The organism is Streptomyces sp. NPDC006529, from assembly GCF_040611795.1.
Taxonomy (GTDB): domain Bacteria; phylum Actinomycetota; class Actinomycetes; order Streptomycetales; family Streptomycetaceae; genus Streptomyces.
Genome location: NZ_JBEXPB010000004.1, coordinates 57,655 through 82,851, shown reverse-complemented (window position 1 = coordinate 82,851; position 25,197 = coordinate 57,655). Strand labels below are relative to the sequence as shown.

Annotated in this window: 24 protein-coding genes; 12 read left to right on the top strand and 12 right to left on the bottom strand. The window is 72.6% G+C overall.

From position 1 onward, the window contains the following. Positions 1-21: 21 nt before the first annotated feature. The 10 genes from ABZY31_RS05275 to ABZY31_RS05230 all read left to right on the top strand — a co-directional run bounded on the left by ABZY31_RS05275 (position 22) and on the right by ABZY31_RS05230 (position 11,413). Positions 22-831, top strand: coding sequence for a TetR family transcriptional regulator (locus ABZY31_RS05275; RefSeq protein WP_356405016.1), 810 nt, complete (start codon positions 22-24; stop codon positions 829-831). A gap of 442 nt (positions 832-1,273) precedes the next feature. Further along, complete coding sequence (gene ccrA / locus ABZY31_RS05270) at positions 1,274-2,611, top strand: crotonyl-CoA carboxylase/reductase (RefSeq protein WP_356405014.1); 1,338 nt, start codon at positions 1,274-1,276, stop codon at positions 2,609-2,611. Between the two features lie 61 nt (positions 2,612-2,672). Next, on the top strand, positions 2,673-4,742 hold the full coding sequence (locus ABZY31_RS05265; protein WP_356405012.1) for a protein meaA: 2,070 nt from the start codon (positions 2,673-2,675) through the stop codon (positions 4,740-4,742). Further along, the gene (locus ABZY31_RS05260) at positions 4,739-5,713 is read left to right on the top strand and encodes a CoA ester lyase (RefSeq protein ID WP_356405010.1); all 975 of its coding nucleotides are present in this window, start codon (positions 4,739-4,741) and stop codon (positions 5,711-5,713) included. Before ABZY31_RS05265 ends, ABZY31_RS05260 begins: the two co-directional genes overlap by 4 nt. A 4-nt stretch (positions 5,714-5,717) precedes the next feature. Further along, complete coding sequence (locus ABZY31_RS05255) at positions 5,718-6,230, top strand: MaoC family dehydratase (RefSeq protein ID WP_053681718.1); 513 nt, start codon at positions 5,718-5,720, stop codon at positions 6,228-6,230. Positions 6,231-6,234: 4 nt separating this feature from the next. Next, positions 6,235-7,440, top strand: coding sequence for an acyl-CoA dehydrogenase family protein (locus ABZY31_RS05250; protein WP_356405009.1), 1,206 nt, complete (start codon positions 6,235-6,237; stop codon positions 7,438-7,440). Positions 7,441-7,627: 187 nt separating this feature from the next. Then, the gene (locus ABZY31_RS05245) at positions 7,628-8,284 is read left to right on the top strand and encodes a phosphatidylserine decarboxylase (RefSeq protein WP_356405007.1); all 657 of its coding nucleotides are present in this window, start codon (positions 7,628-7,630) and stop codon (positions 8,282-8,284) included. Positions 8,285-8,381: 97 nt separating this feature from the next. Then, positions 8,382-9,164, top strand: coding sequence for a CDP-diacylglycerol--serine O-phosphatidyltransferase (gene pssA, locus ABZY31_RS05240; protein WP_283452907.1), 783 nt, complete (start codon positions 8,382-8,384; stop codon positions 9,162-9,164). Between the two features lie 138 nt (positions 9,165-9,302). Continuing rightward, the gene (locus ABZY31_RS05235; protein ID WP_356405005.1) at positions 9,303-10,790 is read left to right on the top strand and encodes an AlkA N-terminal domain-containing protein; all 1,488 of its coding nucleotides are present in this window, start codon (positions 9,303-9,305) and stop codon (positions 10,788-10,790) included. 74 nt (positions 10,791-10,864) lie between these two features. Further along, the gene (locus ABZY31_RS05230; RefSeq protein ID WP_356405003.1) at positions 10,865-11,413 is read left to right on the top strand and encodes a methylated-DNA--[protein]-cysteine S-methyltransferase; all 549 of its coding nucleotides are present in this window, start codon (positions 10,865-10,867) and stop codon (positions 11,411-11,413) included. On the opposite strand, the gene ABZY31_RS05225 is transcribed toward ABZY31_RS05230, so the two are convergent. The 3 genes from ABZY31_RS05225 to ABZY31_RS05215 all read right to left on the bottom strand — a co-directional run bounded on the left by ABZY31_RS05225 (position 11,410) and on the right by ABZY31_RS05215 (position 14,095). Beyond that, complete coding sequence (locus tag ABZY31_RS05225) at positions 11,410-11,838, bottom strand: hypothetical protein (protein WP_356405002.1); 429 nt, start codon at positions 11,836-11,838, stop codon at positions 11,410-11,412. The genes ABZY31_RS05230 and ABZY31_RS05225 overlap by 4 nt on opposite strands. 70 nt (positions 11,839-11,908) lie before the next feature. Next, positions 11,909-12,403 (bottom strand): NUDIX hydrolase, encoded by a 495-nt coding sequence (locus ABZY31_RS05220; RefSeq protein WP_356405000.1) that lies wholly within the window; start codon positions 12,401-12,403, stop codon positions 11,909-11,911. Positions 12,404-12,463: 60 nt separating this feature from the next. Beyond that, positions 12,464-14,095 (bottom strand): BCCT family transporter, encoded by a 1,632-nt coding sequence (locus ABZY31_RS05215; protein WP_356405288.1) that lies wholly within the window; start codon positions 14,093-14,095, stop codon positions 12,464-12,466. A 227-nt stretch (positions 14,096-14,322) separates the two neighbouring features. Here ABZY31_RS05215 and ABZY31_RS05210 point away from each other — a divergent pair, with 227 nt between their 5' ends. Next, complete coding sequence (locus tag ABZY31_RS05210) at positions 14,323-15,471, top strand: glycerate kinase (protein ID WP_356404998.1); 1,149 nt, start codon at positions 14,323-14,325, stop codon at positions 15,469-15,471. Positions 15,472-15,939: 468 nt separating this feature from the next. On the opposite strand, the gene ABZY31_RS05205 is transcribed toward ABZY31_RS05210, so the two are convergent. From ABZY31_RS05205 to ABZY31_RS05170, 8 genes are all read right to left on the bottom strand, one after another. Next, complete coding sequence (locus ABZY31_RS05205; RefSeq protein WP_356404996.1) at positions 15,940-16,461, bottom strand: O-acetyl-ADP-ribose deacetylase; 522 nt, start codon at positions 16,459-16,461, stop codon at positions 15,940-15,942. Beyond that, positions 16,461-17,882, bottom strand: a complete 1,422-nt coding sequence (locus tag ABZY31_RS05200; RefSeq protein ID WP_356405286.1) for an NAD(P)/FAD-dependent oxidoreductase — start codon at positions 17,880-17,882, stop codon at positions 16,461-16,463. The genes ABZY31_RS05205 and ABZY31_RS05200 overlap by 1 nt, the downstream gene beginning before the upstream one ends. 100 nt (positions 17,883-17,982) lie before the next feature. Next, positions 17,983-18,807 carry an inositol monophosphatase family protein gene (locus ABZY31_RS05195; RefSeq protein ID WP_356404994.1) on the bottom strand — a complete coding sequence of 275 codons (825 nt, stop codon included), beginning with the start codon at positions 18,805-18,807 and terminating at the stop codon, positions 17,983-17,985. A gap of 108 nt (positions 18,808-18,915) precedes the next feature. Further along, positions 18,916-19,095, bottom strand: coding sequence for a hypothetical protein (locus tag ABZY31_RS05190; protein WP_356404992.1), 180 nt, complete (start codon positions 19,093-19,095; stop codon positions 18,916-18,918). 6 nt (positions 19,096-19,101) lie between these two features. Then, positions 19,102-20,016 carry a galactosyltransferase-related protein gene (locus tag ABZY31_RS05185; protein ID WP_356404990.1) on the bottom strand — a complete coding sequence of 305 codons (915 nt, stop codon included), beginning with the start codon at positions 20,014-20,016 and terminating at the stop codon, positions 19,102-19,104. Next, the gene (locus ABZY31_RS05180) at positions 20,001-21,020 is read right to left on the bottom strand and encodes a glycosyltransferase (RefSeq protein ID WP_356404988.1); all 1,020 of its coding nucleotides are present in this window, start codon (positions 21,018-21,020) and stop codon (positions 20,001-20,003) included. The genes ABZY31_RS05185 and ABZY31_RS05180 overlap by 16 nt, the downstream gene beginning before the upstream one ends. After that, on the bottom strand, positions 21,017-22,087 hold the full coding sequence (locus tag ABZY31_RS05175) for a glycosyltransferase (protein WP_356404986.1): 1,071 nt from the start codon (positions 22,085-22,087) through the stop codon (positions 21,017-21,019). Before ABZY31_RS05175 ends, ABZY31_RS05180 begins: the two co-directional genes overlap by 4 nt. Next, positions 22,084-23,178 carry a glycosyltransferase family 1 protein gene (locus ABZY31_RS05170; RefSeq protein WP_356404984.1) on the bottom strand — a complete coding sequence of 365 codons (1,095 nt, stop codon included), beginning with the start codon at positions 23,176-23,178 and terminating at the stop codon, positions 22,084-22,086. Before ABZY31_RS05170 ends, ABZY31_RS05175 begins: the two co-directional genes overlap by 4 nt. 265 nt (positions 23,179-23,443) lie before the next feature. Here ABZY31_RS05170 and ABZY31_RS05165 point away from each other — a divergent pair, with 265 nt between their 5' ends. Then, positions 23,444-23,983: a DM13 domain-containing protein gene (locus ABZY31_RS05165; protein WP_356404982.1), complete on the top strand. Its 540-nt coding sequence runs from the start codon at positions 23,444-23,446 to the stop codon at positions 23,981-23,983. A 160-nt stretch (positions 23,984-24,143) separates the two neighbouring features. Here the strand turns inward: ABZY31_RS05165 and ABZY31_RS05160 are convergent, their stop codons facing one another. Next, positions 24,144-25,157, bottom strand: a complete 1,014-nt coding sequence (locus tag ABZY31_RS05160) for a TIGR03842 family LLM class F420-dependent oxidoreductase (RefSeq protein ID WP_356404980.1) — start codon at positions 25,155-25,157, stop codon at positions 24,144-24,146. Positions 25,158-25,197 lie beyond the last annotated feature (40 nt).

Below are 25,197 nucleotides of genomic sequence, written 5' to 3'. Positions count from 1 at the left end.
CGCATGAAGTACTTTCGGTCTATGTCCCAGCCCGCCAAGACCTCGCCCCGCGCCGCCTCGGCCTCCGACGCCCCGGAGAGCGCCGCGGGTACCCGGGCGGCCGCCCAGCGCCTGAAGATGCGCCGCGAGCTGGCCGCCGCGGCCATGGAGCTGTTCGCGACCAAGGGGTACGAGGCGACGACGGTCGACGAGATCGCCGCGACCGCGGGCGTCGCGCGGCGGACCTTCTTCCGCCACTTCCGCTCGAAGGAAGAGGCGATCTTCCCGGACCACGACGACACCCTGACCCGGGCCGAGGCGGTGCTGGACGTGGCCCCCGCGCACGAGCACCCGCTCGACACGGTGTGCCGCGGGATCAAGGAAGTCATGAAGATGTACGCCGCCTCCCCGGCGGTGTCGGTGGAGCGCTACCGGCTGACCCGTGAGGTGCCGGCGCTGCGCGAGCGCGAGATCGCCTCGGTGGCCCGCTACGAGCGGCTCTTCACCCGCTACCTGCTGGCCCACTTCGACGAGCAGGACCACCACGCCGGCAACGACGATCCGCTGCTCGCCGAGGTGGCCGCCTCCGCGGTGGTCACCGCCCACAACCACGTGCTGCGGCGCTGGCTGCGGGCCGGCGGCCAGGGCGACGTCGAGGGGCAGCTGGACCACGCCTTCTCGATCGTGCGCAAGACCTTCGGTTCGGGGATCGGCGCGGGGCGCTCGCAGGCCGGGGCGCAGGCTCCCGCAGCGGTCCGCACCGAGGGCGAGGTACTGGTCGCGGTGGCCCGTACGGACGCGCCGCTCGACGAGGTCATGCGGACGATCGAAGAGGCGCTGCGCAACAGATAGCGACATCCGTCACAAGGGCCGCTCCCGTTCCGGGGGCGGCCCTTTCTTTCTGTCCAGCTTGTCCCTACTCGCCGGTAACTCTGATCGATCATCGCTCATCTGCGCAGGTCAATCGGCAAATGAGAGAAGTTTTTGGCACGCAGTGCCTTGCCGAGTGACACGGGGTGCCATACGTTGAATCTCGTCCGGATGTCCCCGCGATCCACGCCCACCACGGCACGGAGCGCGCCCCGGACGCCTGCGTCACAGGCACCCTCCGCGCCACCCGCGCGTGGCCACGCACCACCCCGCCGGACCGACGGCACACCTCGAACAGCGCCACTCAGCACCACAGCTCCACCCTCAGCGCCACCGCTCCACCCCCAGCTCCACCCCCTCGCCCTTGCTCCACCTTCGACAAAACCCTCAGCGTTTCCCTCAACGCTCAGCCGGAGGCACCACCGTGAAGGACATCCTCGACGCGATCCAGTCGCAGGCCGCGACGGCCGCCGACTTCGCGGCCCTGCCGCTGCCCGAGTCCTACCGCGCGATCACCGTGCACAAGGACGAGGCAGAGATGTTCGCGGGGCTCACCACCCGCGAGAAGGACCCGCGCAAGTCGCTGCACCTGGACCAGGTCCCCGTGCCCGAACTCGGCCCGGGCGAAGCCCTGGTGGCCGTCATGGCCTCCTCGGTCAACTACAACTCCGTGTGGACCTCGATCTTCGAGCCCGTGTCCACCTTCAGCTTCCTGGAGCGCTACGGGCGCCTCTCGGAGCTGACCAAGCGGCACGACCTGCCGTACCACGTCATCGGTTCCGACCTGGCGGGCGTGGTCCTGCGCACCGGCCCCGGCGTGAACGCCTGGAAGCCGGGCGACGAGGTCGTCGCGCACTGCCTCTCGGTCGAGCTGGAGTCCTCGGACGGCCACAACGACACGATGCTCGACCCCGAGCAGCGCATCTGGGGCTTCGAGACCAACTTCGGCGGCCTGGCGGAGATCGCCCTGGTCAAGTCCAACCAGCTGATGCCCAAGCCCGGCCACCTCAGCTGGGAGGAGGCCGCCTCCCCCGGTCTGGTCAACTCCACCGCCTACCGCCAGCTGGTCTCCCGCAACGGCGCCGGCATGAAGCAGGGCGACAACGTCCTGATCTGGGGCGCGAGCGGCGGCCTCGGCTCCTACGCCACGCAGTTCGCCCTGGCCGGCGGCGCCAACCCCATCTGCGTGGTCTCCAGCCCGGAGAAGGCCGACATCTGCCGCGCGATGGGCGCGACCGCGGTCATCGACCGCAACGCCGAGGGCTACAAGTTCTGGAAGGACGAGCACACCCAGGACCCCAAGGAGTGGAAGCGCTTCGGCAAGCGCATCCGCGAGCTGACCGGCGGCGAGGACATCGACATCGTCTTCGAGCACCCCGGCCGCGAGACCTTCGGCGCGAGCGTCTACGTCACCCGCAAGGGCGGCACCATCACCACCTGCGCGTCGACCTCGGGCTACATGCACGAGTACGACAACCGCTACCTGTGGATGTCGCTCAAGCGCATCATCGGCTCGCACTTCGCGAACTACCGCGAGGCGTGGGAGGCCAACCGCCTGATCTCGAAGGGCAAGATCCACCCCACCCTCTCGAAGGTGTACTCCCTGGAGGACACCGGCCAGGCCGCCTACGACGTCCACCGCAACCTCCACCAGGGCAAGGTCGGCGTCCTCGCGCTGGCCCCCGAGGAGGGCCTGGGCGTGCGCGACCACGAGATGCGGGCGACGCACCTCGAAGCGATCAACCGCTTCCGCGACATCTGATCCTTCGTCCGATCCGTCTGATCCGTCCGAGATCGTTCAAGGGCCAAAGGGACAGCCTGAGATGACAGAGCGCCAGAAAGACCGTCCGTGGCTCATGCGGACGTACGCCGGCCACTCCACGGCCGAGGCGTCCAACGAGCTGTACCGCCGCAACCTCGCCAAGGGCCAGACCGGCCTGTCGGTCGCGTTCGACCTGCCGACGCAGACCGGCTACGACCCCGACCACGTCCTCGCCCGCGGCGAGGTCGGCCGGGTCGGGGTCCCGGTCTCCCATCTGGGCGACATGCGGCGGCTGTTCCAGGACATCCCCCTGGAGCAGATGAACACCTCGATGACGATCAACGCCACCGCCATGTGGCTGCTGGCGCTCTACCAGGTGGCCGCCGAGGAGCAGGGCGCGGACATCGCGCAGCTCCAGGGCACCACCCAGAACGACATCGTCAAGGAGTACCTCTCGCGCGGGACGCACGTCTTCCCGCCCGGGCCCTCGCTCCGCCTGACGACGGACATGATCGCGTACACGGTGAACCACATCCCGAAGTGGAACCCGATCAACATCTGCTCGTACCACCTCCAGGAGGCCGGGGCCACCCCGGTCCAGGAGATCTCGTACGCGATGTCCACCGCGATCGCCGTCCTCGACTCGGTGCGCGACTCGGGCCAGGTGCCCGAGGAGCGCTTCGGCGAGGTCGTCGCCCGGATCTCCTTCTTCGTGAACGCGGGCGTCCGCTTCATCGAGGAGATGTGCAAGATGCGCGCCTTCGGCCGGATCTGGGACCGGATCACCCTGGAGCGCTACGGCATCGAGAACGAGAAGCAGCGGCGCTTCCGGTACGGCGTCCAGGTCAACTCGCTGGGGCTGACCGAGGCGCAGCCGGAGAACAACGTCCAGCGGATCGTGCTGGAGATGCTGGCGGTCACCCTCTCCAAGGACGCCCGGGCCCGCGCCGTGCAGCTGCCGGCCTGGAACGAGGCGCTGGGCCTGCCCCGGCCGTGGGACCAGCAGTGGTCGCTGCGCATCCAGCAGGTGCTGGCGCTGGAGAGCGACCTGCTGGAGTACGAGGACATCTTCGCGGGCTCGCACGTCATCGAGGCCAAGGTGGACTCGCTGGTCACCGAGTGCATGGCGGAGATCGCGCGGATCCAGGAGATGGGCGGGGCGATGGCCGCCGTCGAGTCCGGCTACCTGAAGTCGCAGCTGGTCTCCTCGCACGCCGAGCGGCGGGCCCGGATCGAGGACGGCGAGGACAAGATCGTCGGCGTCAACTGCTTCCAGCAGACCGAGCCGAACCCGCTGACCGCCGATCTGGACGGCGCGATCATGACGGTGGACGGAGCCGTGGAGGCGCTGACCGTCGAGCGCATCGTCCGCTGGCGCGCCGAGCGGGAGGAGTCCTCGGACCGGCAGGGCGAGGGCGACCCCTTCGTCTTCCCCACCACCCGGCAGGCGCTGGAGCGCCTGAAGGAGGCGGCGGCCGGCACCGAGAACCTGATGGAGGCCACCCTGGAGTGCGCCCGCGCCGGTGTCACCACCGGCGAGTGGGCGACGGCCCTGCGCGAGGTGTTCGGCGAGTTCCGCGCACCGACCGGGGTCTCCTCGGCGCCGGTGGCGGTCACGGCCGAGCCCGGCACGCCGATGGCCGAGGTCCGCGCCAAGGTGGCCCGTACGGCCGAGGACCTGGGCGCCGGGCGGCTGCGGCTGCTGGTCGGCAAGCCCGGCCTGGACGGGCACTCCAACGGCGCCGAGCAGATCGCCGTACGGGCCCGCGACGCCGGGTTCGAGGTGGTCTACCAGGGCATCCGGCTGACCCCGGAGGAGATCTCCGCGGCCGCCCTGGCCGAGGACGTGCACTGCGTGGGGCTGTCCATCCTGTCCGGCTCGCACTGCGCGCTGGTCCCGGACGTCCTCGAACGCCTGCGGGCGGCGGGGGCGGGTGACATCCCCGTCATCGTCGGAGGCATCATTCCGAACGCCGATGCCGTCACCCTGAAGGCGGCCGGTGTCGCTGCCGTGTTCACGCCCAAGGACTTCGGCATCACGGAGATCATCGGCCGTATCGTCGACGAGATCCGCAAGGCGAACAAGCTCCACCCACTAGAGAACGTCGCAAGCACGGAGGTCCCCGCATGACCACGCCCTCTTCCCCGGTCGACCGGCTGCGGCCGCGCCGCTCCTGCCTCGCGGTGCCGGGTTCCAACCCGCGCTTCCTCGAGAAGGCCCAGGGCCTGCCCGCCGACCAGGTCTTCCTCGACCTGGAGGACGCCTGCGCCCCGCTCGCCAAGGAAGGCGCCCGCCACACCATCGTGGACGCCCTCAACCAGGGCGACTGGACCGGCAAGACCCGGGTCGTGCGCGTCAACGACTGGACCACGCACTGGACCTACCGCGACGTGATCACGGTCGTCGAGGGCGCGGGCCAGAACCTCGACTGCATCATGCTGCCGAAGGTCCAGGACGCCCAGCAGGTGGTGGCCCTCGACCTGCTGCTGACGCAGATCGAGAAGACCATGGGCTTCGAGGTCGGCAAGATCGGCATCGAGGCGCAGATCGAGAACGCCAAGGGCCTGGTGAACGTCGACGCGATCGCCGCCGCCTCGCCGCGGCTGGAGACGATCATCTTCGGCCCGGCCGACTTCATGGCCTCGATCAACATGAAGTCGCTGGTCGTGGGCATGCAGCCGCCCGGCTACGGCGCGGACGCCTACCACTACATCCTGATGCGGATCCTGATGGCGGCCCGCATGCACGACCTCCAGGCGATCGACGGCCCCTTCCTCCAGATCAAGAACGTGGACGGCTACCGCGAGGTCGCCGGCCGCGCCGCGGCGCTGGGCTTCGACGGCAAGTGGGTGCTGCACCCCGGCCAGGTCGACGCGGCGAACGAGGTGTTCTCCCCCTCGCAGGAGGACTACGACCACGCCGAGCTGATCCTCGACGCGTACGACTGGTGCACCTCGGAGGCCGGCGGCAAGAAGGGCTCCGCGATGCTCGGCGACGAGATGATCGACGAGGCCAGCCGCAAGATGGCCCTGGTCATCTCGGGCAAGGGCCGCGCGGCGGGCATGCGGCGCACCACCAAGTTCGAGATCCCGGAGGGCTAGGACCATGCAGTTCGGACGCACCTACGAAGAGTTCGAGATCGGCGCGGTCTACAAGCACTGGCCCGGGAAGACCGTCACCGAGTACGACGACCACCTCTTCTGCCTGCTGACCATGAACCACCACCCGCTCCACATGGACAGCAACTACGCCGAGAACACCACCGACTTCGGCAAGAACGTGGTCGTCGGCAACTACATCTACTCGCTGCTGCTGGGCATGTCCGTGCCGGACGTCTCGGGCAAGGCGATCGCCAACCTGGAGATCGAGTCGCTGCGGCACGTGGCACCGACCTTCCACGGCGACACGATCTACGGCGAGACGACCGTCCTGGACAAGACGCCGTCGAAGTCGAAGAACGACCGCGGCATCGTCTACGTCGAGACCAAGGGCTACAAGCAGGACGGCACCCTCGTCTGCGTCTTCCGGCGCAAGGTGATGGTCCCGACCGAGACGTACATCAAGGAGCGCGGCGGCGAGCAGCCCGGCCGCCCCACGCTGAAGGAACAGGGGAAGTAGCACCATGACCCGACTTGCCCAGACCGCCGGCCTCAACGACGTCCAGCGGGAGATCCTCAAAACCGTCCGGGAGTTCGTCGACAAGGAGATCATCCCGGTCGCCACCCAGCTGGAGCACCGCGACGAGTACCCGCAGCAGATCGTCGACGGCCTCAAGGAACTCGGCCTCTTCGGTCTGATGATCCCGGAGGAGTACGGCGGCCTGGGTGAGTCCCTGCTCACCTACGCCCTGTGCGTGGAGGAGATCGCGCGGGGCTGGATGTCCGTCTCGGGCATCATCAACACCCACTTCATCGTGGCGTACATGATCAAGCAGCACGGTACGCAGGAGCAGAAGGACCACTTCCTCCCGCGGATGGCGGCGGGCGAGATCCGCGGCGCGTTCTCGATGTCCGAGCCGGGGCTCGGCTCCGACGTGTCGGCCATCACGTCGAAGGCGGTGCGGGACGGCGACGAGTACGTCCTGAACGGCCAGAAGATGTGGCTGACGAACGGCGGCACCTCGACGCTGGTCGCCGTCCTCGTGCGCAGTGACGAAGGCCACCCCGAGGGCACCGCCCCGCACAAGTCGATGACGACCTTCCTGATCGAGAAGGAGGCCGGCTTCGGGGAGGTGCGCCCCGGCCTGACCATCCCGGGCAAGATCGACAAGATGGGCTACAAGGGTGTCGACACCACCGAGATGATCATGGACGGACTGCGCATTCCGGCCAATCGGGTCCTTGGTGGGGCAACCGGCCGAGGGTTTTACCAAATGATGGACGGGGTCGAGGTCGGCCGTGTCAACGTGGCGGCACGTGGCTGTGGCGTCGCTCAGCGTGCCTTCGAGTTGGGTGTCTCATATGCCCAGCAGCGTCACACTTTCGGCAAGGCCATCGCCGAGCACCAGGCCATCCAGTTCAAGCTGGCCGAGATGGCTACCAAGGTCGAGGCCGCCCATGCGATGATGGTCAATGCGGCACGCAAAAAGGACTCCGGGGAACGAAACGACCTCGAAGCGGGGATGGCGAAGTACCTCGCCTCCGAGTACTGCAAGGAGGTGGTCGAGGACGCCTTCCGCATCCACGGCGGCTACGGGTTCTCGAAGGAGTACGAGATCGAGCGCCTCTACCGGGAGGCTCCGATGCTGCTGATCGGTGAAGGTACCGCCGAGATCCAGAAAATGATCATTGGGCGACGCCTGCTCGAGGAGTACCGGCTCCAGGGCTGAAAACACCTTTTCGACCCGAAATGTCCGAATCATTTTGGCGAAAAGGTCACATCCAGTCACTGGCCGACGGACACCGACTCGGCTTCTGGCTTGCCCAGTTGTTGCGTGCAACCGATAGCATTCCAGTAAAGCCGCCGTCCCGTCCCCCAGTTTGCGGCGCGGCAATCACCCGCTACGAAGGTCATCCATGCCCCACAGCCAAACCTCTGCACCTCGCGTCGGCCTCCTCGGTGGACGCCTCGCGCGCGGAGCATCGCCGTGGCTTCTGCCGACCGTCGCCACCGCTGCGCTCAGCCTCAGCCGGGCCCGCAAGTCCGGCCGCTGGGCCGCCGTCGCCGTGCCCACCACTGCGCTGGCGGCGGGCATGCTGTGGTTCTTCCGCGACCCCGAGCGAGAGATCGCCCAGGGCCGCGTCATCTCGCCCGCCGACGGTGTGGTGCAGAGCATCATGCCGTGGAAGGACGGGCGCACCCGGGTCGCGATCTTCATGAGCCCGCTGAACGTCCATGTCAACCGGGCGCCCCTCGCGGGCACGGTGACGTCCGTGGAGCACATCCCCGGTGGATTCGTTCCGGCGTTCAACAAGGAGAGCGAGAACAACGAGCGCGTGGTGTGGCACTTCGACACCGAGCTCGGCGACATCGAGATGGTGCAGATCGCGGGAGCGGTCGCCCGTCGCATCGTTCCCTACCTGCCGGCCGGCACGAAGGTCGAGCAGGGTGAGCGCATCGGTCTGATCCGCTTCGGATCGCGCGTCGACATCTACCTTCCCGAAGGTGTCGAGGTCGCGGTCGAGGTCGGACAGGCCACCACCGCGGGGGTGACTCGAATTGACCGTGACTGATCCCGAAACACCGGCGAGCCGGGCGGACCTCACGACGACCGGCCCCGGCCGGTCCGACTGGGTGCCCGAGGCCGAGGAGGAGACCGACGGCGAGGAGATGCCCCTCTCGCTGCGGCTGTCGATAGCGGACACCCTCACCCTCGGCAACGCGACGTGCGGATTCATGGCGGTGTACTTCACCACCACCGGGATCCTCATCCCGCACCTCACCGGCAGTGACGAGTCGGGCATGGCGCGCCACAGCGCCGCGACCGCCGTGATACTGATGCTGCTCGCCGCGGTCTTCGACCTCTGCGACGGCCTGGTGGCCCGCAAGCTGCGCAGCTCTCCCATGGGCGCGGAGCTGGACAACCTGTCCGACCTGATCAGCTTCGGGCTGGCTCCCGCGTACTTCGTGCTCGTCTACGGCATGGTCGCCGACGACGCGCACCAGCGGGTGTCCGCGCTGGCCGCGATCGTCGTGCTGCTCGCCGTCGTCCTCAGACTCGCGAGATTCAGCTGCGTGACGATGAAGGACGGCATGTTCCAGGGCATGCCGAGCCCCTTCGGCGCGCTGACGGTCGTCTCGATCGTGCTGCTGGAGCTGCCGTTCATCCCGACCACGATGGCGATCATCGGGGTGGCGTGGCTGATGGTGAGCCGGGTCGAGTACCCGAAGCCCCGGGGCGTCCTCGCGGTGGCGATGCTCAGCTGGATCGTCGGCGCGATGGGGCTGCTGGCGGCCTGGGCGTTCGACGCCCCGGGCGGTCAGCTCCTGCTCCAGACCGGCTGCGCGCTCCAGATCGCCCTCGCGGCGACCATCCCGCTGTTCGCGACCACGCGGCGGGCCAACACCTTCCGCCACAACCGGCGCGAGGCACGGGCCGGCCAGCTGCCGTAACCGGCGGCGCGCTCGGCGCGACGCAACCGTACGAAGGGCCCCGGCCGCCGACCAGGCGACCGGGGCCCTTCGCGTGCGCCCGAGGTCCATGTCGGAAAACCGCCAGCCGAGCCCCCGCCGATGTCCGATCCTTGAGTCATGCACACCGACACCGAGCGCTGCGTACGGGCCGTCCGGTCGAAGGACGCCCGCTTCGACGGGTGGTTCTTCACCGCGGTCAGGACGACCGGGATCTACTGCCGTCCCAGCTGCCCGGCGGTGCCGCCCAAGGTGGCGAACATGAGCTTCCTGCCCAGTGCCGCGGCCTGCCAGCAGGCGGGTTACCGCGCCTGTAAGCGCTGCCGCCCCGACACCAGCCCCGGCTCCCCCGAGTGGAACGCCCGCGCCGACGCCGTCGCCCGCGCCATGCGGCTCATCCAGGACGGGGTGGTCGACCGCGAGGGCGTCCCCGGGCTGGCCGCGCGCCTGGGCTACTCGACGCGGCAGGTAGAGCGGCAGCTGAACGCGGAGCTGGGAGCCGGTCCGCTGGCCCTGGCCCGGGCCCAGCGGGCGCAGACCGCGCGGCTGCTGGTGGAGACCTCCGAGCTGCCGATGGGCGACATCGCCTTCGCCGCCGGGTTCTCCTCCATCCGCACCTTCAACGACACCGTGCGCGAGGTCTTCGCCCTCGCCCCCGGGGAGCTGCGGCAGCGGGCGCGCAGGACCCACCGGGGCGCCCCGCAGCCCCGGATCCCCGGCTCCCTCTCGCTGCGGCTGCCCTTCCGCGCCCCCCTCACCCCCGACAACCTCTTCGGGCACCTCGCGGCGACCGCCGTGCCCGGGGTGGAGGAGTGGCGCGACGGTGCGTTCCGCCGCACCCTGCGGCTGCCCTACGGCACCGGGGTGGTGGCCCTCGCCCCCCGGCCCGACCACATCGCCTGCCAGCTGGCCCTGACCGACCTGCGGGACCTCACGATCGCGATCAGCCGGTGCCGCCGGCTGCTCGACCTGGACGCCGACCCGGAGGCCGTGGACGAGCAGCTGCGCCGCGACCCGCTGCTCGCGCCGCTGGTGGACAAGGCCCCCGGGCGCCGGGTCCCGCGCAGCGTCGACGCGGCGGAGTTCGCCGTACGGGCGGTGCTCGGGCAGCAGGTGTCCACGGCGGCGGCGCGCACCCACGCGGCCCGCCTGGTGAGCGCGTACGGCGAGCCGGTCACCGATCCGGATCCGGCGGGCGGGCTCACCCACCTCTTCCCCTGCGCCGAGGCGCTGGCCGCGCTGGATCCCGAGGCGCTCGCCCTGCCCCGCAGCAGGCGCACGACCCTGACCACGCTGGTCGGCGCCCTGGCCGACGGGACGCTGGCGCTGGACATCGACAGCGACTGGGAGGCGGCGCGGGCCCGGCTCGGCGCGCTGCCCGGTTTCGGTCCCTGGACCACCGAGGTGATCGCGATGCGGGCGCTGGGCGACCCGGACGCGTTCCTGCCCTCCGACCTCGGGGTGCGGCGGGCCGCGCGGGGGCTCGGGCTGCCGTCCACGCCGGCCGCGCTGACCGCCCGGGCGGCCGCCTGGCGGCCCTGGCGGGCGTACGCCGTCCAGTACCTGTGGGCGACGGACGACCATCCGATCAACCACCTGCCGGGCTGACCCGGCCGCGCCGCAGAACGCGTACGACCGCACGCACCGCATACTCCGCACGCACCGCACGAGGAGACACCCTCATGGACAGCAGCACCACCGGCACCACCGGCACCGGCAGGCAGCACGCCGTCGTCGACAGCCCGTACGGCCCGCTCACCCTCGTCGCCACCGGCGGCGTCCTCAGCGGCCTGTACATGACCGGACAGCGCCACCGGCCACCGGAGGAGTCCTTCGGGGACCGCGTCGCGGCCGCGGAGGGGCCCTTCCCCGCCGTGGTGGCGCAGCTGAGCGCGTACTTCGCCGGGGAACGGACCGCTTTCGACCTGCCGCTGCGCCTGGAGGGCACCGACTTCCAGCGCGGCGTCTGGGACCAGCTGACGCGCATCCCCTACGGCGAGACCTGGTCGTACGGCGAGCTGGCGGCCCGGCTGGGCAAGCCGAGCGCCTCGCGCGCGGTGGGCCTGGCCAACGGGAAGAACCCGATCAGCATCATCGTCCCGTGCCACCGGGTGATCGGGGCCTCGGGGAGCATGACCGGGTACGGCGGCGGGGTGGAGCGCAAGGTGCGGCTGCTGGAGTTCGAGTCCGGCCGGACCGGCCGGACGGTCACGGCGGAGGGCCTGTTCTAGACCACCATCAGCGGGACGAGGAGGGCGAAGGCGGCCCCGGCCTCGACCGCGTACCCGTAGAGCGAGGGGTGCGGCACGGGGGCCGCGAGGAGCACCACGCTCTGCTGGGCGGCGGCCGCCTCCACCCACTCGGCAGCGGCGCCCAGGTTGCCCTGGTACCAGCCCTCGCAGGCGCCGGGGCCGCTGACGAACAGGACGTCGTCGGCACGGCGGTAGGCGGCGCTCCAGCCGGGCGCGGGGGCCGCCCAGCCGTCGTAGTCGGTGAAGTGGGCCCAGCCGCCGTCGCGTATCGCGGTGTCGAACAGCCAGACGGGTACGCCTTCGGGCGTGACATCCGCGCCTGCCTGCTCCTCGGTGGTGAAGTGGACCATGGGCAGGGCGTCGGGCCCGTCGGCGGTGCTGGGCCAGGCGTACATCGTGATCATCCGGTTATTGTGTCCCGTCCGATGTAGGCATCGTGTCACGGGTCACCTTCCGGGCCGGCGGCCCGTGGCGCTACTGCGGGCGGCGGCCGTTCTCCAGCTCCGCGGTGCCCTCGCCCGACCGCAGGACCCGGTAGGCCTCCGCGGTGCGCAGGCCCAGCGCGCCGGGCAGGTAGGCGGTCAGTTCCGCCGGCTCCACCAGCCGCCAGGACGTCAGCTCCTCCTCCTGGAGGGTGACCCTGGCCAGCTGCTTGGCGTCCAGCACGCCGCCGTCGTAGACGTACGCGACGAGCGGCGGGCGGGCGGAGCCGAGCACCCAGTCCACCGCGAGCAGCCGGCCGAGCGGAAGGTCGAGCCCGATCTCCTCGGCGCTCTCGCGGCGGGCGGCGGCGCGCGGTGACTCGCCCCGGTCGGACTCGATGGTTCCGCCGGGCAGCGCCCAGCCCTCGCGGTAGTTCGGTTCGACGAGCAGCACCCGGCCCGCGGTGTCCCGGTACAGGGCGGCCGCGCCGGCCAGCACCCGGGGCAGGCTCGCGATGTAGGTGGCGTAGTCCTCAGTGGTGGTCACCGCGCCAGCCTACCGAGCCGCTCCGGGCGCGCCGCGGCTGCGCCGCGGGCCCGGGGCCGCTCAGGCCGGGCCGTCGTCGTCCCCGCGGTCGCGGGCGCGGGACTCCGCGACGCGCCGCAGCCGGGGGTGCCGGGCCGGACCCTGCTCGGTGAGGGCGTCGCCGACCATGGCCCGCACCGCGTCGCGCACCCCGTGCAGCGCGTGGGCGCGGGCGGGCCCGGCCCCCGGGTCGGCGCGCAGCTCCTTCACCAGCGCCCAGCAGACGAGGAGCATCACGAGGACGAAGGGCAGCGCCACCAGGATGGTCGCGGTCTGGAGGGACTTCAGGCCGCCCGCGACGAGCAGCACGGCGGCGACGGCCGCCATCAGCACGCCCCAGGTGACCACCAGCCAGGTGGGAGGGTGCAGCGAGCCGCGGCTGGTCAGCGAGCCCATCACCAGCGAGGCGGAGTCGGCGCTGGTGACGAAGTAGGTCATCACCAGGGCCATGGCGACGTACGAGGTCAGCGTGCCGAGCGGCAGGGCGTCGAGCATCGCGAAGAGCGAGGCCTCGGTGCCGTCCTTGATCTCGGCGGCGAAGTCGACGGCGCCGGTGGAGTCCAGGCGGATCGCGGTGCCGCCCATCACGCAGAACCAGATGACGGTCGCGCCGCTGGGCACCAGCAGCACGCCGACGAGGAACTCGCGGATGGTGCGGCCGCGGGAGATCCGCGCGATGAAGGTACCGACGAAGGGCGCCCAGGAGAGCCACCAGGCCCAGTAGAAGATCGTCCACGCGCCGAGCCACGCGCTGTCGGTGAAGGCGCCGGTGCGGCTGGCCATCGGGAGGAGCTGGTGCAGGTAGCCGCCGACGCTGGCGGGGATGACGTCGAGGACGTAGACGGTGGGGCCGAGCAGGAACACGAAGAGCATCAGGACGGCGGCCAGCACGATGTTGGCGGTGCTGAGCCACTTCACCCCCTTGTGCAGGCCGGAGAAGGCGGAGAGCACGAAGGCGGCGGACAGCGAGCCGATGATGATCAGTTCGAGGGTGGTCGAGTCCTCGGCGCCGGTGGTGATGTTCAGGCCCTTGGCGACCTGGAGGGCGCCGAGGCCGAGGCTGGTCGCGGTGCCGAAGACGGTCGCGAAGACGGCGAGCAGGTCGATGGCGCGGCCCGGCCAGCCGTCGGCCCGCTCCCGGCCCATGAGCGGGACGAAGGCGGAGCTGAGGCGGTTGCCGCGGCCCTTGCGGAAGGTCGCGTAGGCGAGGGCGAGGCCGGCGATGCCGTAGATGGCCCAGGGCGTGAGGGTCCAGTGGAAGAAGGAGTACTCCAGGGCCGCGCGCGCGGCGCCGCCGGTGCCGGGGGCGGCGCCGCTGGCCGGGGGCGGGCTCAGGTAGTGGGTGAGCGGCTCGCCGACGCCGTAGAACATCAGGCCGATGCCCATGCCCGCGCTGAACATCATGGCGATCCACGCGAGGTTGGTGAACTCGGGTTCGCTGTCGTCGGCTCCGAGCCGGATGCGGCCGAAGCGGCTGATCGCGAGGACGACGCACATGACCAGGAAGACGTCGGCGGCGATCACGAACAGCCAGGCGAAGTTGTTCAGCACCCAGGTCAGCGCGGCGGCGGAGGCCGTGTCGAAGGAGTGCTTGCCGAGCGCCGCCCAGGCGACCACGGCCAGTACGGCGATCACTCCGATGCCGACGAGCATCCGGTCGGGCGCGTCGTCCTGCGCGGCCGCGGGGCCTCCCGCGGGGGTGTCGGAGCGTGACCGTTCCCGTGAATCCGTACTCATGCGGCCCCACTATGCGGGGGAATGTACCCATTGCCGACCAGGGCGCGCGGGGTGTGTCCCGGGCCACCCATGGGCTTTGGAGAATCCTCCGGATAGGCTCAGGGCGGCGCGACTGCACTGTTCGATAGCAAGGGATTAGCAAGGTGACGGACGGAGCAGTAACTGAGACCGCGCGCGTGCTCATCGCCGCGGACAAATTCAAGGGCTCGCTCACGGCCGTGCAGGTCGCCGAGCGGGTGACGGCGGGCCTGCGCGCGGCCGTACCGGGCGTGGAGATCGAGACCCTCCCGGTCGCGGACGGCGGCGACGGCACGGTCGCGGCGGCGGTGGCGGCCGGGTTCGAGCGCCGGGAGGTACGGGTCACCGGACCGCTCGGTGACCAGGTCACGGCCGCTTTCGCGCTGCGCGACGGCACCGCCGTGGTCGAGATGGCGGAGGCCTCCGGCCTCCAGCTGCTGCCGGCGGGCGTCTTCGCTCCGCTGACGTCGACCACGTACGGCTCGGGCGAGGTCCTGAAGGCGGCCCTGGACGCGGGCGCGCGCTCGATCGTCTTCGGCGTGGGCGGCAGCGCCACCACCGACGGCGGCGCGGGCATGCTGGCCGCGCTGGGCGCGGTGTTCCTGGATGCGAACGGTGAACCGGTCGGTCCGGGCGGTGGTGCCCTGGCCTCGCTGGCCTCGGCCGACCTGTCCGGGATCGACCCGCGCTTCGCCGAGGTGGAGTTCGTCCTCGCCAGCGACGTGGACAATCCGCTGACCGGGCCGAAGGGCGCGCCGGCCGTCTACGGGCCGCAGAAGGGTGCGACGCCCGAGGACGTGGCGACCCTGGACGCGGCGCTGGCGCACTTCGCGGTGGTGCTGGAGAAGTCGGTCGGCCCGAAGGCGGCGCAGTACGCGCTGGCTCCCGGGGCGGGCGGCGCGGGCGGCATCGGCTACGGCGCGCTGCTGCTGGGTGCGGCCTTCCGGCCGGGCATCGAGCTGATGCTGGAGGTGCTGGGCTTCGCCCCGGCGCTGGAGCGGGCCACGCTGGTGATCACCGGTGAGGGCTCCCTCGACGAGCAGACCCTGCACGGCAAGGCCCCGGCGGGCGTGGCGGCCGCCGCGCGCGCGGCGGGCAAGGACGTGGTCGCGGTGTGCGGGCGGCTCGCGCTGACCCAGGAGGCCCTCCAGGCCGCCGGGATCCGGCGCGCGTACCCCCTGACGGAGATCGAGCCGGACACGGCGAAGTGCATCGCCAATGCCGGGCCGCTGCTGGAGCGGGTCGCGGCGAACATCGCCGCCGACGTTCTCTGACCCGGCCGGGCCGTCTGCCGCGGGCCCCCGCTCCCCTCACCGGGGGGCGGGGGCCCGCGGCGTTCCCGGGCAGAGCAAAACGAGGAACGGGTCGGGCCCTCCCCCCGCCGTGCCTCCGGCGGGCCCTCAAACGCCGGGCAGGCTGAAATTCTCCCCCTGGGCCGGGGAAAAGCCGCAGCCCAGCCGCAGCCAAACCCAGCCCCGCCGGAGTTTGAGGCGCCGCCGGAGGCACACGAGCCGCGCCGTACGGCCGGAACCGAGCCGCGGGCCCAATGCCAGCCATACCCAGCCCCGCCGGCGTTTGAGGCGCCGCCGGAGGCACATCAGCCACCCGCAGGGCCGGGGCACAGCCGCACCTCAAGCCGGGACCAGGCCGCGGGCCCAACGCAGCCACCCCCAGCCCCGCCGGCGATTGAGGCACCGCCGGAGGCACGCCGGCCGCGCCGCAGGCGAGAGGGAGGGGCCGGGCTAGGCGGCGGTGGACACGGCGGCCTCGAAGGCGGCGTACGCGGCCGCGTCGAAGAGGACGAAGCGGACCTCCTCCACCGGCCCGGCCACCGCACCCTGCACCGCCCCCACCGCGATCCGCGCCCCGTCGTCCATCGGCCACCCGTAGACCCCGGTCGAGATCGCCGGGAAGGCGACCGTACGCGCCCCCAACTCCCCCGCCACCCGCAGGGATTCCCGGTAGCACGAGGCCAGCAGCTCCGAGCGGTCCTCCTCGCGGGAGTACACCGGCCCCACCGTGTGGATCACGTGCGCGGCCGGAAGCCGGCCCGCCGTGGTGGCGACCGCGCGGCCCGTCGCGAGGCCCTTGCCGTAGTGGGAGGCGCGCAGCGCCCGGCAGGCCGCGAGGATCTCCGGCCCCCCGCGCCGGTGGATCGCACCGTCCACCCCGCCACCGCCCAGCAGGGAGGAGTTCGCCGCGTTGACCACGGCGTCCACGCGCTGGGTCGTGATGTCCCCGCGGACCAGGGTGATGCGGACCATCAGGACGAGCCCTTTCGCAGGTGGCGCCAGACCGCCTTCGCCGCGTTGTGGCCGGACATGCCGTGCACGCCCGGCCCGGGCGGAGTCGCGGAGGAGCACAGGAACACGGCCGGGTGGGCCGTGGTGTACGGGGACAGGGTGAGCTTGGGCCGCAGCAGGAGCTGGAGGCCGGAGGCGGCGCCGCAGGCGATGTCGCCGCCGACGTAGTTGGGGTTGCGGGCGGCGAACTGCGGCGGCCCCGCGGTGGCGCGGGCGAGGACCAGGTCGCGGAAGCCCGGCGCGAAGCGCTCCAGTTGGCGTTCGACGGCGTCGGTGAGGTCGCCGTCCCAGCCCGCGGGAACGTGCCCGTAGGCCCAGAAGACGTGCTTGCCCGCGGGAGCGCGGCCGGGGTCGACCAGGCTGGGCTGCGCGGTGATGAGGAACGGCGTACGGGGAGCCCGGCCGCTCGCGGTGAGCTGCAGCGCGGCGTCGATGTCCCGGGTGCGCGGTCCGACCTGGACGGTGCCCGCGCGGCGCGCCGCCTCGGCGGTCCAGGGGACGGGGCCGTCCAGGGCGTAGTCCAGCTTGAACACTCCGGCGCCGTACCGGTACCCGTCGTACGCCCGCCCCAGCCGGGCGATCCGGGCCAGCGCGGTCGGCGAGGTGTCGAAGACGTAGGCACGGGCCGGCGGCAGGTCGTCCAGCCGCTTGACCTCGTAGCCGGTGTGCACGACGCCGCCGAGGTCGCGCAGGTAGGCGGCGAGCGCGTCGGAGATCGACTGGGAGCCGCCGCGCGGCAGCGGCCAGCCGTTCGCGTGCGCGGCGAGGGCGAAGACCAGCCCGACCGCGCCCGTCCCGATCCCGCCCAGCGGCGCGATCACGTGCGCGACGAGGCCCGCGAAGAGGGCCCGCGCGCGCTCGTCCCGGAAGCGCCGCATCAGCCACGTGGACGGCGGCAGGCCGGTGAGCCCGAAGCGGGCCAGGGTGAGCGGGTCGGTCGGCAGCGCGGTGGACGGCAGGGACATGAAGTCCCGGGCCAGAGTGTCCCACTTGGCGAGGTACGGCGCGACGAGGCGGCGGTAGGCGCCCGCGTCCCGGGAGCCGAAGGAGGCGGCGGTCTCGGCGACCGACCGCGAGAGCACGGCGGCGCTGCCGTCGTCGAAGGGGTGCGCCATCGGGAGCGGGGCGTGCAGCCACTCCAGCCCGTACCGCGCGAGCGGCATGGTCGCGAAGACGGGCGAGCCCGCGCCGAGCGGGTGGACGGCCGAGCAGGGGTCGTGCCGGAAGCCGGGGAGGGTCAGCTCCTCGGTCCTGGCCCCGCCGCCGACCGTCCCGGCGGCCTCGAACACGGCCACGGAGTGGCCGCGCCGGGCCAGTTCGACCGCGGCCGTCAGCCCGTTGGGACCCGCTCCCACGACGACCGCATCGAGAATCGACGGCACCATGCGACTCCTTCGTCCGGCAGCGGAACTGCCCCTGGAGACCCCAGGATATGGCGCCGCCGCGGCCCCGCTGCCCGCCCGCTCCGCGGCTGCGCGCGCCCTACTCGCCGCGCAGCAGGTCCCGGATCCGCAGCGCCGTCGCCTCGTCGCGGCCGACCGCGAACGGCAGTGCGTTGTCCCGGTCGACCCGGTAGGGCTCGCCCGCGACGGTGCTCTGCGCGCCGCCCGCCTCGGCGACCAGTAGCAGTCCGGCCGCGTGGTCCCAGGCCGAGGGCCAGGTGAAGGCCAGGCCGTCCATCTCGCCGCGGGCCACCTTCAGGTACTCCAGGCCCGCCGAACCGCACGGGCGTGCCGCCACGCCCGGCACCTCCAGGCTGGCCAGGGTCCGCTTGTCCTCCTCGCTCGTGTAGAGCGGGTGGGCCATGGCGATCCGCAGCTCGGCGCCCGGTTCCGGCGAACCGGCCCGTATGGCCTCGCCGTTGACGAAGGCGCCCTGGCCGCGCACCGCGGTCGCGATCTCCTCCAGGACGGGTGCGAAGGTCCAGGACGCGAGGATCTCGCCGCGCACGGCCAGCGCGACCAGGGTGCAGAAGCCCGGCTCGCCGGCGACGAACTGGCGGGTCCCGTCGACCGGGTCCACGATCCAGACGGGGGCTTCGCCGCGCAGCGCCCCGTACACGGTGGGATCCGCGTGGACGGCCTCCTCGCCGACCACCACCGAGCCCGGGAGCAGCCGGGTGAGGGCGGCGGTCAGGTACTCCTCCGCGCGCCGGTCGGCGACGGTCACCAGGTCGTGCGGGCCGCTCTTCTGGTCGACCTCGTGGTCGGCGAGCTGCCGGAACCTCGGCATGATCTCGACCGCGGCGGCCTTGCGGACGGCTTCCTCTACATCGGACAGGTCACGGGCCAGAAACTCTTCGATCATGTCTCCATCAGACCATGCCGCGCCGACAATCCCCACTGCCGACGGCCGGCCTCCGGGTGGCCCCCGGGTGAACGCGGGGCCCCGCTCCCGCGGAACGCGCGCACGCGGTCAGCCGTCCTCGGCGCCCGCGCTCCGGCGCTCCGCGCCCGGGGGTGTGAGCAGCCATCTCATCTGGCCCTGGACGCGGACGAAGTCCGACCACGGGTCGGTGTCCTCGCCACTGCGGTCCCGCGGCGTGCCGTCATGGCGCCACTGGGCGTCGTTCCTCTCCCGCGCGGCCCGTGTCATGGTCGGTCATCTCCCTTCGGTCATGTCTCCCATGTCGGGCGTGTACCCGGTTTGCCGTTCCGGACACGCCGACGCCGGAGCGCTGCCGTCGCCCCGGCCGCCCGGGCCGGTGGCGCACCACGTGTCGGTGTCCGGGAGGTGGCGCACCAGGCCGAGCGCCTCGAAGTCCCGCAGCCACCCCTCCATGGGCCAGCTGCCCCAACGCCGCTTGTAGAGGGCGCCGTTGCGCAGGATGTCGTCGAGGTGCCGGACGGGCGGGCGCCGCGTCGGATGGTACTGGTGGTGGGCCGGGGCGCCGCCCACCCACCAGAGGTCCACGCCCCGGCGGGCCGCGGTGGCGGCGAAGTCGGTGTCCTCGGCGCCGTATCCGGTGTAGTCCTCGCAGAATCCCCCGACGCGCTCCCAGGTGCGCGCCGTCAGGGCGAACGACAGCGACCAGAACAACCGGTGGTCTCCCCCGCGCACGACCGTGCCGTCCGCGGGGGCCGGGCGGGCCGGGTGCGGCACCGCCATGGCGGCCAGGGCGTCGAGCCGGTAGCCGTCCGGGGGCGGGGGCGGGAGGTAGGCGACCGTGCCGCAGAGCAGCGCGCCGTCGCGCGCCGCCCGCGCGTAGCCCTCCAGGAGGGTGGCGCCCGGGACGCAGTCCACGTCGAGGAAGACCAGCAGCTCGGCCCCGGCCGCGAGGGCCCGCGCGGCTCCGGCGTTGCGGGCGGCGGCCAGCGGGAGGCGCCCGTCGGCCAGGGGCACGGTGACGACGTCCGCGGCGGGGCGCCGGCGGGCGACGAGGTCCGCGATGGCGGGGTCGGCCATGGAGACGATCACATAGTGGTCGGGGCGGCGCGTGCCGCGGTCGAGGCCGTCCTGCTGGAGCAGCAGGTGCGGGTGCCGGCCCGCCGCGAGGGTGATCACCGCGGTGCGCACGGCGCCCCCTCGGCGGTGCGCAGGGCCAGATCGGTGAGCAGGCGTCCCGCGCGGCGGGCCCCGTCTCCGGGGGACCAGCGGGCCCAGCGGTCCGGCCGGGCCGCCGCCTCCGCCAGCAGGCCGGGCCAGGCCTGCGGGGGCGGCCAGCTCTCCCGTACGGTCGCCAGGCCCGCCGCGCGCAGGGCCCGCGCGGTGGCGTGCTGCTCCCCGTGGGGCCGCTGCTGCGGGATGACGACGGCCGGGGCCCGGGCGGCGGCGCACTCGGCGACGGCGTTCTGTCCGGCGTGGGTGACTACCACGTCCGCCCGGCACAGCACCGGCCAGGGGTCGTCGGTCCACTCGCCCCCGGCACCACCGAGGACGGTCCACCGCCACGCGGGAGCGGCGCGGACCGCTTCGGCCAGCCGCCGCTCGGTGAGGTCGTCCCCGCCGGCCCCCAGCATCACCACCACTTCCCCGCGCCCGTCCGCGGCGGCGCCCCGGGGAGCCGGGCGCGGGCGGCCGTCGTAGCGCGAGATGCTCCCGGTGTGCAGCGTCTTGGCGTGCCAGTGGCCGGGCCAGCCGGGCTCGGGCAGCGACGCGGGCCAGGGGGCGAGGAGGGCGTCCGCCAGGTCGTAGGCGAGCCGGTGCGCCTGGTCGCCCCGGTCGCCGCGCATGGCGGCGACGACGACGGGCGTGCCCATGAGCCGGGCCAGGGTCGCGGCCTCCACCGATACGTCGCTCACGAACAGCGCGGGGTCCTCCCGCGCGATCCAGTCCGCGATGATCCCCATGCGCTCCCGGTGGCCAGGGTGGCGGACCGGAACCCAGTGCAGGCGGCCGTGCGCCGTGGGATCCACGGGGGTGTCCGCGGCGTCCGGCGGCAGGGCCACCCAGCCGGCGGTCCAGCCGGGCGGCCGGGGCAGGGAGGACAGGATCGTCACCGGTCCCCGGACGTGCGCGGCGATGCTGACGGCGCGGTGCAGGTGTCCGCGGCCCTGGTGGTGGACGTAGTAGCCGATCACCGCGCCACCTCCTCGTAGAGCCGCGTGTAGGCGTCGGCGGTGCGGGCGAGGGAGCAGAACCGCTCCGCCCGTCGGCGGGCGGCCCGGCGGTCGAGCCGCACGGCGCGCGGGATGAGCCGCGCCAGGGCTTCGACGTCCCCCGGCGGGGCCAGCAGGCCGCAGTCCGGGGTGAGGATCTCCGACAGCGCGCCGCGGTCGAACCCGCACACCGGCGTGCCGCAGGCCAGCGCCTCGGCGACCACCAGTCCGTACGGTTCGTCCCAGCAGGGCGTGACCAGGGCGGCGCTCGCGGAACCCAGCAGCTCGGCGAGTTCCCGCCGGTCGAGGTGGCCGACGTAGCGCGCGTCCTCGCCGAGCAGGGGTTCGATCCGCTTCTCGAAATAGGCCCGGTCCGCGATCGGTCCCGCGATCCGCAGGGGCAGGCCGGCCGCGCGGGCGGCTTCGAGCGCCAGGTGGGGCCCCTTCTCGGGGACGAGGCGGCCGGTCCACACCAGGTCGCCGCCTCCGGGGCCCGGCCGCCAGAAGTCGGTGTCGATGCCGTTGCGCACGACGCGGGCGCGCGGCGCGGTCGCCCGCCAGGCCCCGGCGGTGAACCGGCTGACGGCCGTGAACGTCACCGGGCAGCGCTCCTGGGCCGTGATCGCGGACTCCAGCCAGGGCGTGGGCGGGGTGTGGAGGGTGGTGACCACCGGCACCCGCAGGGCCGCGGCCATCGCGACGGGGAGGTAGTGCAGGCTGTTGTTGTGGACGACGTCGAACCGGTGCTCGCCGTCACGGGCCAGGTCCAGCATCAGGCCCAGGTAGGCGTGGTGTTCCGCCATCCACGCCGCGCTGGGCATGCTCGCGTCGCTGCGGGCCGCGGCGCTCAACTCCACTGTGCGCACCGGCAGTTCGCGCACTCTCAGCGCGGGGTCGGAGCCGGGCGCGGCGAAGAGTTCCACGTGGTGGCCCCGGCGGCGCAGGCTGTGCGCGAGCCACCACGTGTGGGCTTCGAGGCCTCCGGCGAAGGGCTCGCTGACGGGGAAGCGCGCGGAGGCGATGAGGGCCACCCGCAGGCCCCGGCTCATCGCAGGGCCTCCGCGTACAGGGCGCGGTGCGCGGCGGCGAGGTCGTCGCGCTCGTGCGCACGCTGCCGTGCGGTGGCCCGGGGTGCCGGCCGCTCCTTGTACGCCGTCCGCACGGCCTCCCGCAGCGATTCTCCGTCGAGGCCGGCTCGCTGGGTGTGCCCGTAGGTCAGGCAGGGGCGCTGCTGGGCGTAGAAGCCGCAGTCGGGGGCGGCGACGGCGGTGCCCAGGTCGTGGCAGGCCTCCAGCCACCCGGAGTGGGTGCCGAAGTGGTAGGGCAGGACGGACAGGTCGAGCGAGGCGAGGTAGTCCCACAGCTGCTCGTCGTCGAAGTAGTCGTGGACGACGAGCGCGAGCCGGCCCCGGTCGGCGAGTTTCTCCAGGGCGCCCATCACCTGCGGGGCGTGGGCCGGGGAGGCGGGGTCCGCCACCTCGCGGTGGATGTTGACCTGGAGCTCGGCGTCGGGGAGTTCGGCGACGGTTTCCGCGAGCACCCGGACGACGGGGAGGACCGCCATGTTGGGGCGCAGGCTCTTGGCGTGCACGCCGACGCGGAAGCGGTCGCGGGCGGGCCGGGGGCGGTCGAGGAGCGGCAGTTCGACCACGTGCGGGTGGGGCAGCACCGTCGCCGTCCGGTTCCAGCGGCTGCGGATGCTCCGGGCGGCGCCGGGCGTCAGGGTGACGAGGCGGTCGGCGGCGGGCACGACCACGTCGAGGGCGGCGTCGTGGGCTGCGGGGTCGGCCTGGTGGGGGTTGCGCAGGTCGTGCACCGTGTAGACCAGCGGTTTGCCGTGCCGACGCAGGGCGTCCACGAGCGCGGTCAGCTGGGCCGGGCTCTGGGCGTCGAAACCGAAGTGCAGGTGGAAGACGTCGAAGTCGCGGTGGTGGGCGCTCACCCAGTCCGGGTCCAGCATCACCGGGGGCCACCAGCGCTGCGAGGTGCTGGGCGCCCCGAGCGGCCGGGGGTCCCGCAGCCGCCGTACGCCGTCGGGCTCGGGAGCCGAGCAGTGCCGTACGTACACGTGACCGGCGGGCACGGAGGCGACGCGGATCTCCGGGGCCGCTCGGCGGTGCGGCGGTTGCTCATCGGACACGGTGGCTCCTTCAGAGGGACGCGAACACCACGGCGGGCCCGGCCGGGCGGGACCGTCACCGCGCGCGCCCGTCAGGCACGGATCCGGGCCGCGGGCCTCGCACGGCGCCCGGCCGTGTGCCCCGCGGCGCCGGAGCCAAACCGGCCGGGGCGCGGGGTCACTCAGGTGGAGGACGTAAGCCTTTCGTCATCGGAAGGAAGGGGGTGGCCGGGCTGCGGATCTTGTTGAATGCGGGTGACGATTCAGTGGGGGAAAGGGACTGAAAGTGAGAGGGACGAAACGACGACGCAGGGCGCTCACCTGGCTGCTGGTCCCGGCCGTGCTGGTGCTGGGCGCGGGGCTGTACTGGTTCCAGCCCTGGAAGCTGTGGCAGACCAATACCGTCCGGGAGGCGCTCCCCGCCGTGGCCGCGCCGCCCGCCGCGGCTGCCCCGGGCCGCTCCCCCGCGGAGCCGACAACGCTCGCCCGGGGCGCCTTCATCAGCCACGAGCACACCACGACGGGCACGGCGAAGCTGATCCGGCTGGCCGACGGCGCCCACGTGCTGCGGCTGGAGGACCTGGACACCAGCAACGGGCCCGACCTGCGTGTGTGGCTCACGGACGCCCCGGTCAAGGAAGGCGTCGCCGGCTGGCGGGTCTTCGACGACGGCCGGTACGTCAGCCTCGGCAGGCTCAAGGGCGACAAGGGTGACCAGAACTACGAGATCCCGGCCTCGGTGAACCTCGCCGACTACAGCAGCGTCACCATCTGGTGCGACCGCTTCGACGTCTCCTTCGGCGCGGCCCCTCTCGGGAGCGCGTGACCCCTCCCGCGCGTTGAGCGATGCGGGCCGTCACTCCCCCGTGGCCGTCGCCGGGTGGCACGCCGACCGACTGGCCGGGGTCGGGTGGGGGCCGCGCTGGGGGCCGTGACGGCCGGGGCGGTCTTCGTGCTCGTCCGCTGACGGGCGGTGGGCGGCGCCCTCAGCCGAGCGCCGGGATGATGGTGGAGCCGTACGCGTCGATGGTGGCTTCGCGGGCGTCGTGCATGTCGTAGACGGCGAACTGGTCGACGCCCAGGTCGCGCAGGGTCCGGAGCTTTGCGATGTGGGCCTCGGCCGGGCCCAGGAGGCAGAAGCGGTCGACGATCTCGTCGGGGACGAAGTCGGCGGACGCGTTGTCGGCGCGGCCGTGGTGGCTGTAGTCGTAGTCCTGGCGGGACTTGACGTAGGCGGTGAGGTCCTCGGGGACCAGGCCGGAGTGTTCGCCGTAGCGGGAGACGAGGTCGGCGACGTGGTTGCCGACCATGCCGCCGAACCAGCGGCACTGGTCGCGGGCGTGGGCCAGTGCCTGTGCCGAGTCGTCGGCCGTGACGTACGCGGGGGCCGCCACGCAGATGGTGATCTCGGCCGGGTCGCGGCCGGCTGCGGTGGCGGCCTCGCGGACCGACCTGATCATCCACTCCGTGAGGAAGGGGTCCGCGAGCTGGAGGATGAAGCCGTCCGCCTTCCGGCCGGCGAGCGCGAGGGCTTTGGGCCCGTACGCGGCCATCCACACCGGCAGTTTCCCGTCCCGGATCCACGGGATGCGGATCCGGTTGCCGTCCACCTCCGCCTCGCGGCCCTCCGCCAGGTCCCGGATGACGTCGATGGCATCGCCCAGACGGGCCAGGGTGTTGGGCGCGCGGCCTGCGACCCGCATCGCGGAGTCCCCGCGCCCGATCCCGCACACGGTGCGGTTCCCGTACATGTCGTTGAGGGTGGCGAAGGTGGAGGCGGTCACCTCCCAGGTGCGGGTGCCCGGGTTGGTCACCATCGGACCGACGTGCATGCGCTGGGTGTTGGCCAGGATCTGGCTGTAGATGACGAACGGCTCCTGCCACAGCACGGCCGAGTCGAAGGTCCAGCCGTAGCGGAAGCCGTTGCGCTCGGCGCGCTTCATGAGGCTGACCACCTGGGAGGCGGGCGGGTCGGTTTGCAGGACGAGGCCGAAGTCCATGCATGGCTCCTTGCTACTGCGTACGGGCGTGCGGGCGTGC

Excerpts from the sequence above, each read along its gene's own strand:
- ABZY31_RS05225 (WP_356405002.1), bottom strand. The coding sequence starts at position 11,838 with ATGATCACGATGTACGCCTGGCCCAGCACCGCCGACGGGCCCGACGCC.
- ABZY31_RS05230 (WP_356405003.1), top strand. The coding sequence starts at position 10,865 with ATGGACAGCAGCACCACCGGCACCACCGGCACCGGCAGGCAGCACGCC.
- ABZY31_RS05190 (WP_356404992.1), bottom strand. The coding sequence starts at position 19,095 with ATGACACGGGCCGCGCGGGAGAGGAACGACGCCCAGTGGCGCCATGAC.
- ABZY31_RS05265 (WP_356405012.1), top strand. The coding sequence starts at position 2,673 with ATGACAGAGCGCCAGAAAGACCGTCCGTGGCTCATGCGGACGTACGCC.
- ABZY31_RS05235 (WP_356405005.1), top strand. The coding sequence starts at position 9,303 with ATGCACACCGACACCGAGCGCTGCGTACGGGCCGTCCGGTCGAAGGAC.
- ABZY31_RS05195 (WP_356404994.1), bottom strand. The coding sequence starts at position 18,807 with ATGATCGAAGAGTTTCTGGCCCGTGACCTGTCCGATGTAGAGGAAGCC.
- ABZY31_RS05215 (WP_356405288.1), bottom strand. The coding sequence starts at position 14,095 with ATGCTCGTCGGCATCGGAGTGATCGCCGTACTGGCCGTGGTCGCCTGG.
- ABZY31_RS05175 (WP_356404986.1), bottom strand. The coding sequence starts at position 22,087 with ATGAGCCGGGGCCTGCGGGTGGCCCTCATCGCCTCCGCGCGCTTCCCC.
- ABZY31_RS05250 (WP_356405009.1), top strand. The coding sequence starts at position 6,235 with ATGACCCGACTTGCCCAGACCGCCGGCCTCAACGACGTCCAGCGGGAG.
- ABZY31_RS05260 (WP_356405010.1), top strand. The coding sequence starts at position 4,739 with ATGACCACGCCCTCTTCCCCGGTCGACCGGCTGCGGCCGCGCCGCTCC.
- ABZY31_RS05275 (WP_356405016.1), top strand. The coding sequence starts at position 22 with ATGTCCCAGCCCGCCAAGACCTCGCCCCGCGCCGCCTCGGCCTCCGAC.
- ABZY31_RS05245 (WP_356405007.1), top strand. The coding sequence starts at position 7,628 with ATGCCCCACAGCCAAACCTCTGCACCTCGCGTCGGCCTCCTCGGTGGA.
- ABZY31_RS05205 (WP_356404996.1), bottom strand. The coding sequence starts at position 16,461 with ATGGTCCGCATCACCCTGGTCCGCGGGGACATCACGACCCAGCGCGTG.
- ABZY31_RS05255 (WP_053681718.1), top strand. The coding sequence starts at position 5,718 with ATGCAGTTCGGACGCACCTACGAAGAGTTCGAGATCGGCGCGGTCTAC.
- ABZY31_RS05160 (WP_356404980.1), bottom strand. The coding sequence starts at position 25,157 with ATGGACTTCGGCCTCGTCCTGCAAACCGACCCGCCCGCCTCCCAGGTG.
- pssA (WP_283452907.1), top strand. The coding sequence starts at position 8,382 with ATGCCCCTCTCGCTGCGGCTGTCGATAGCGGACACCCTCACCCTCGGC.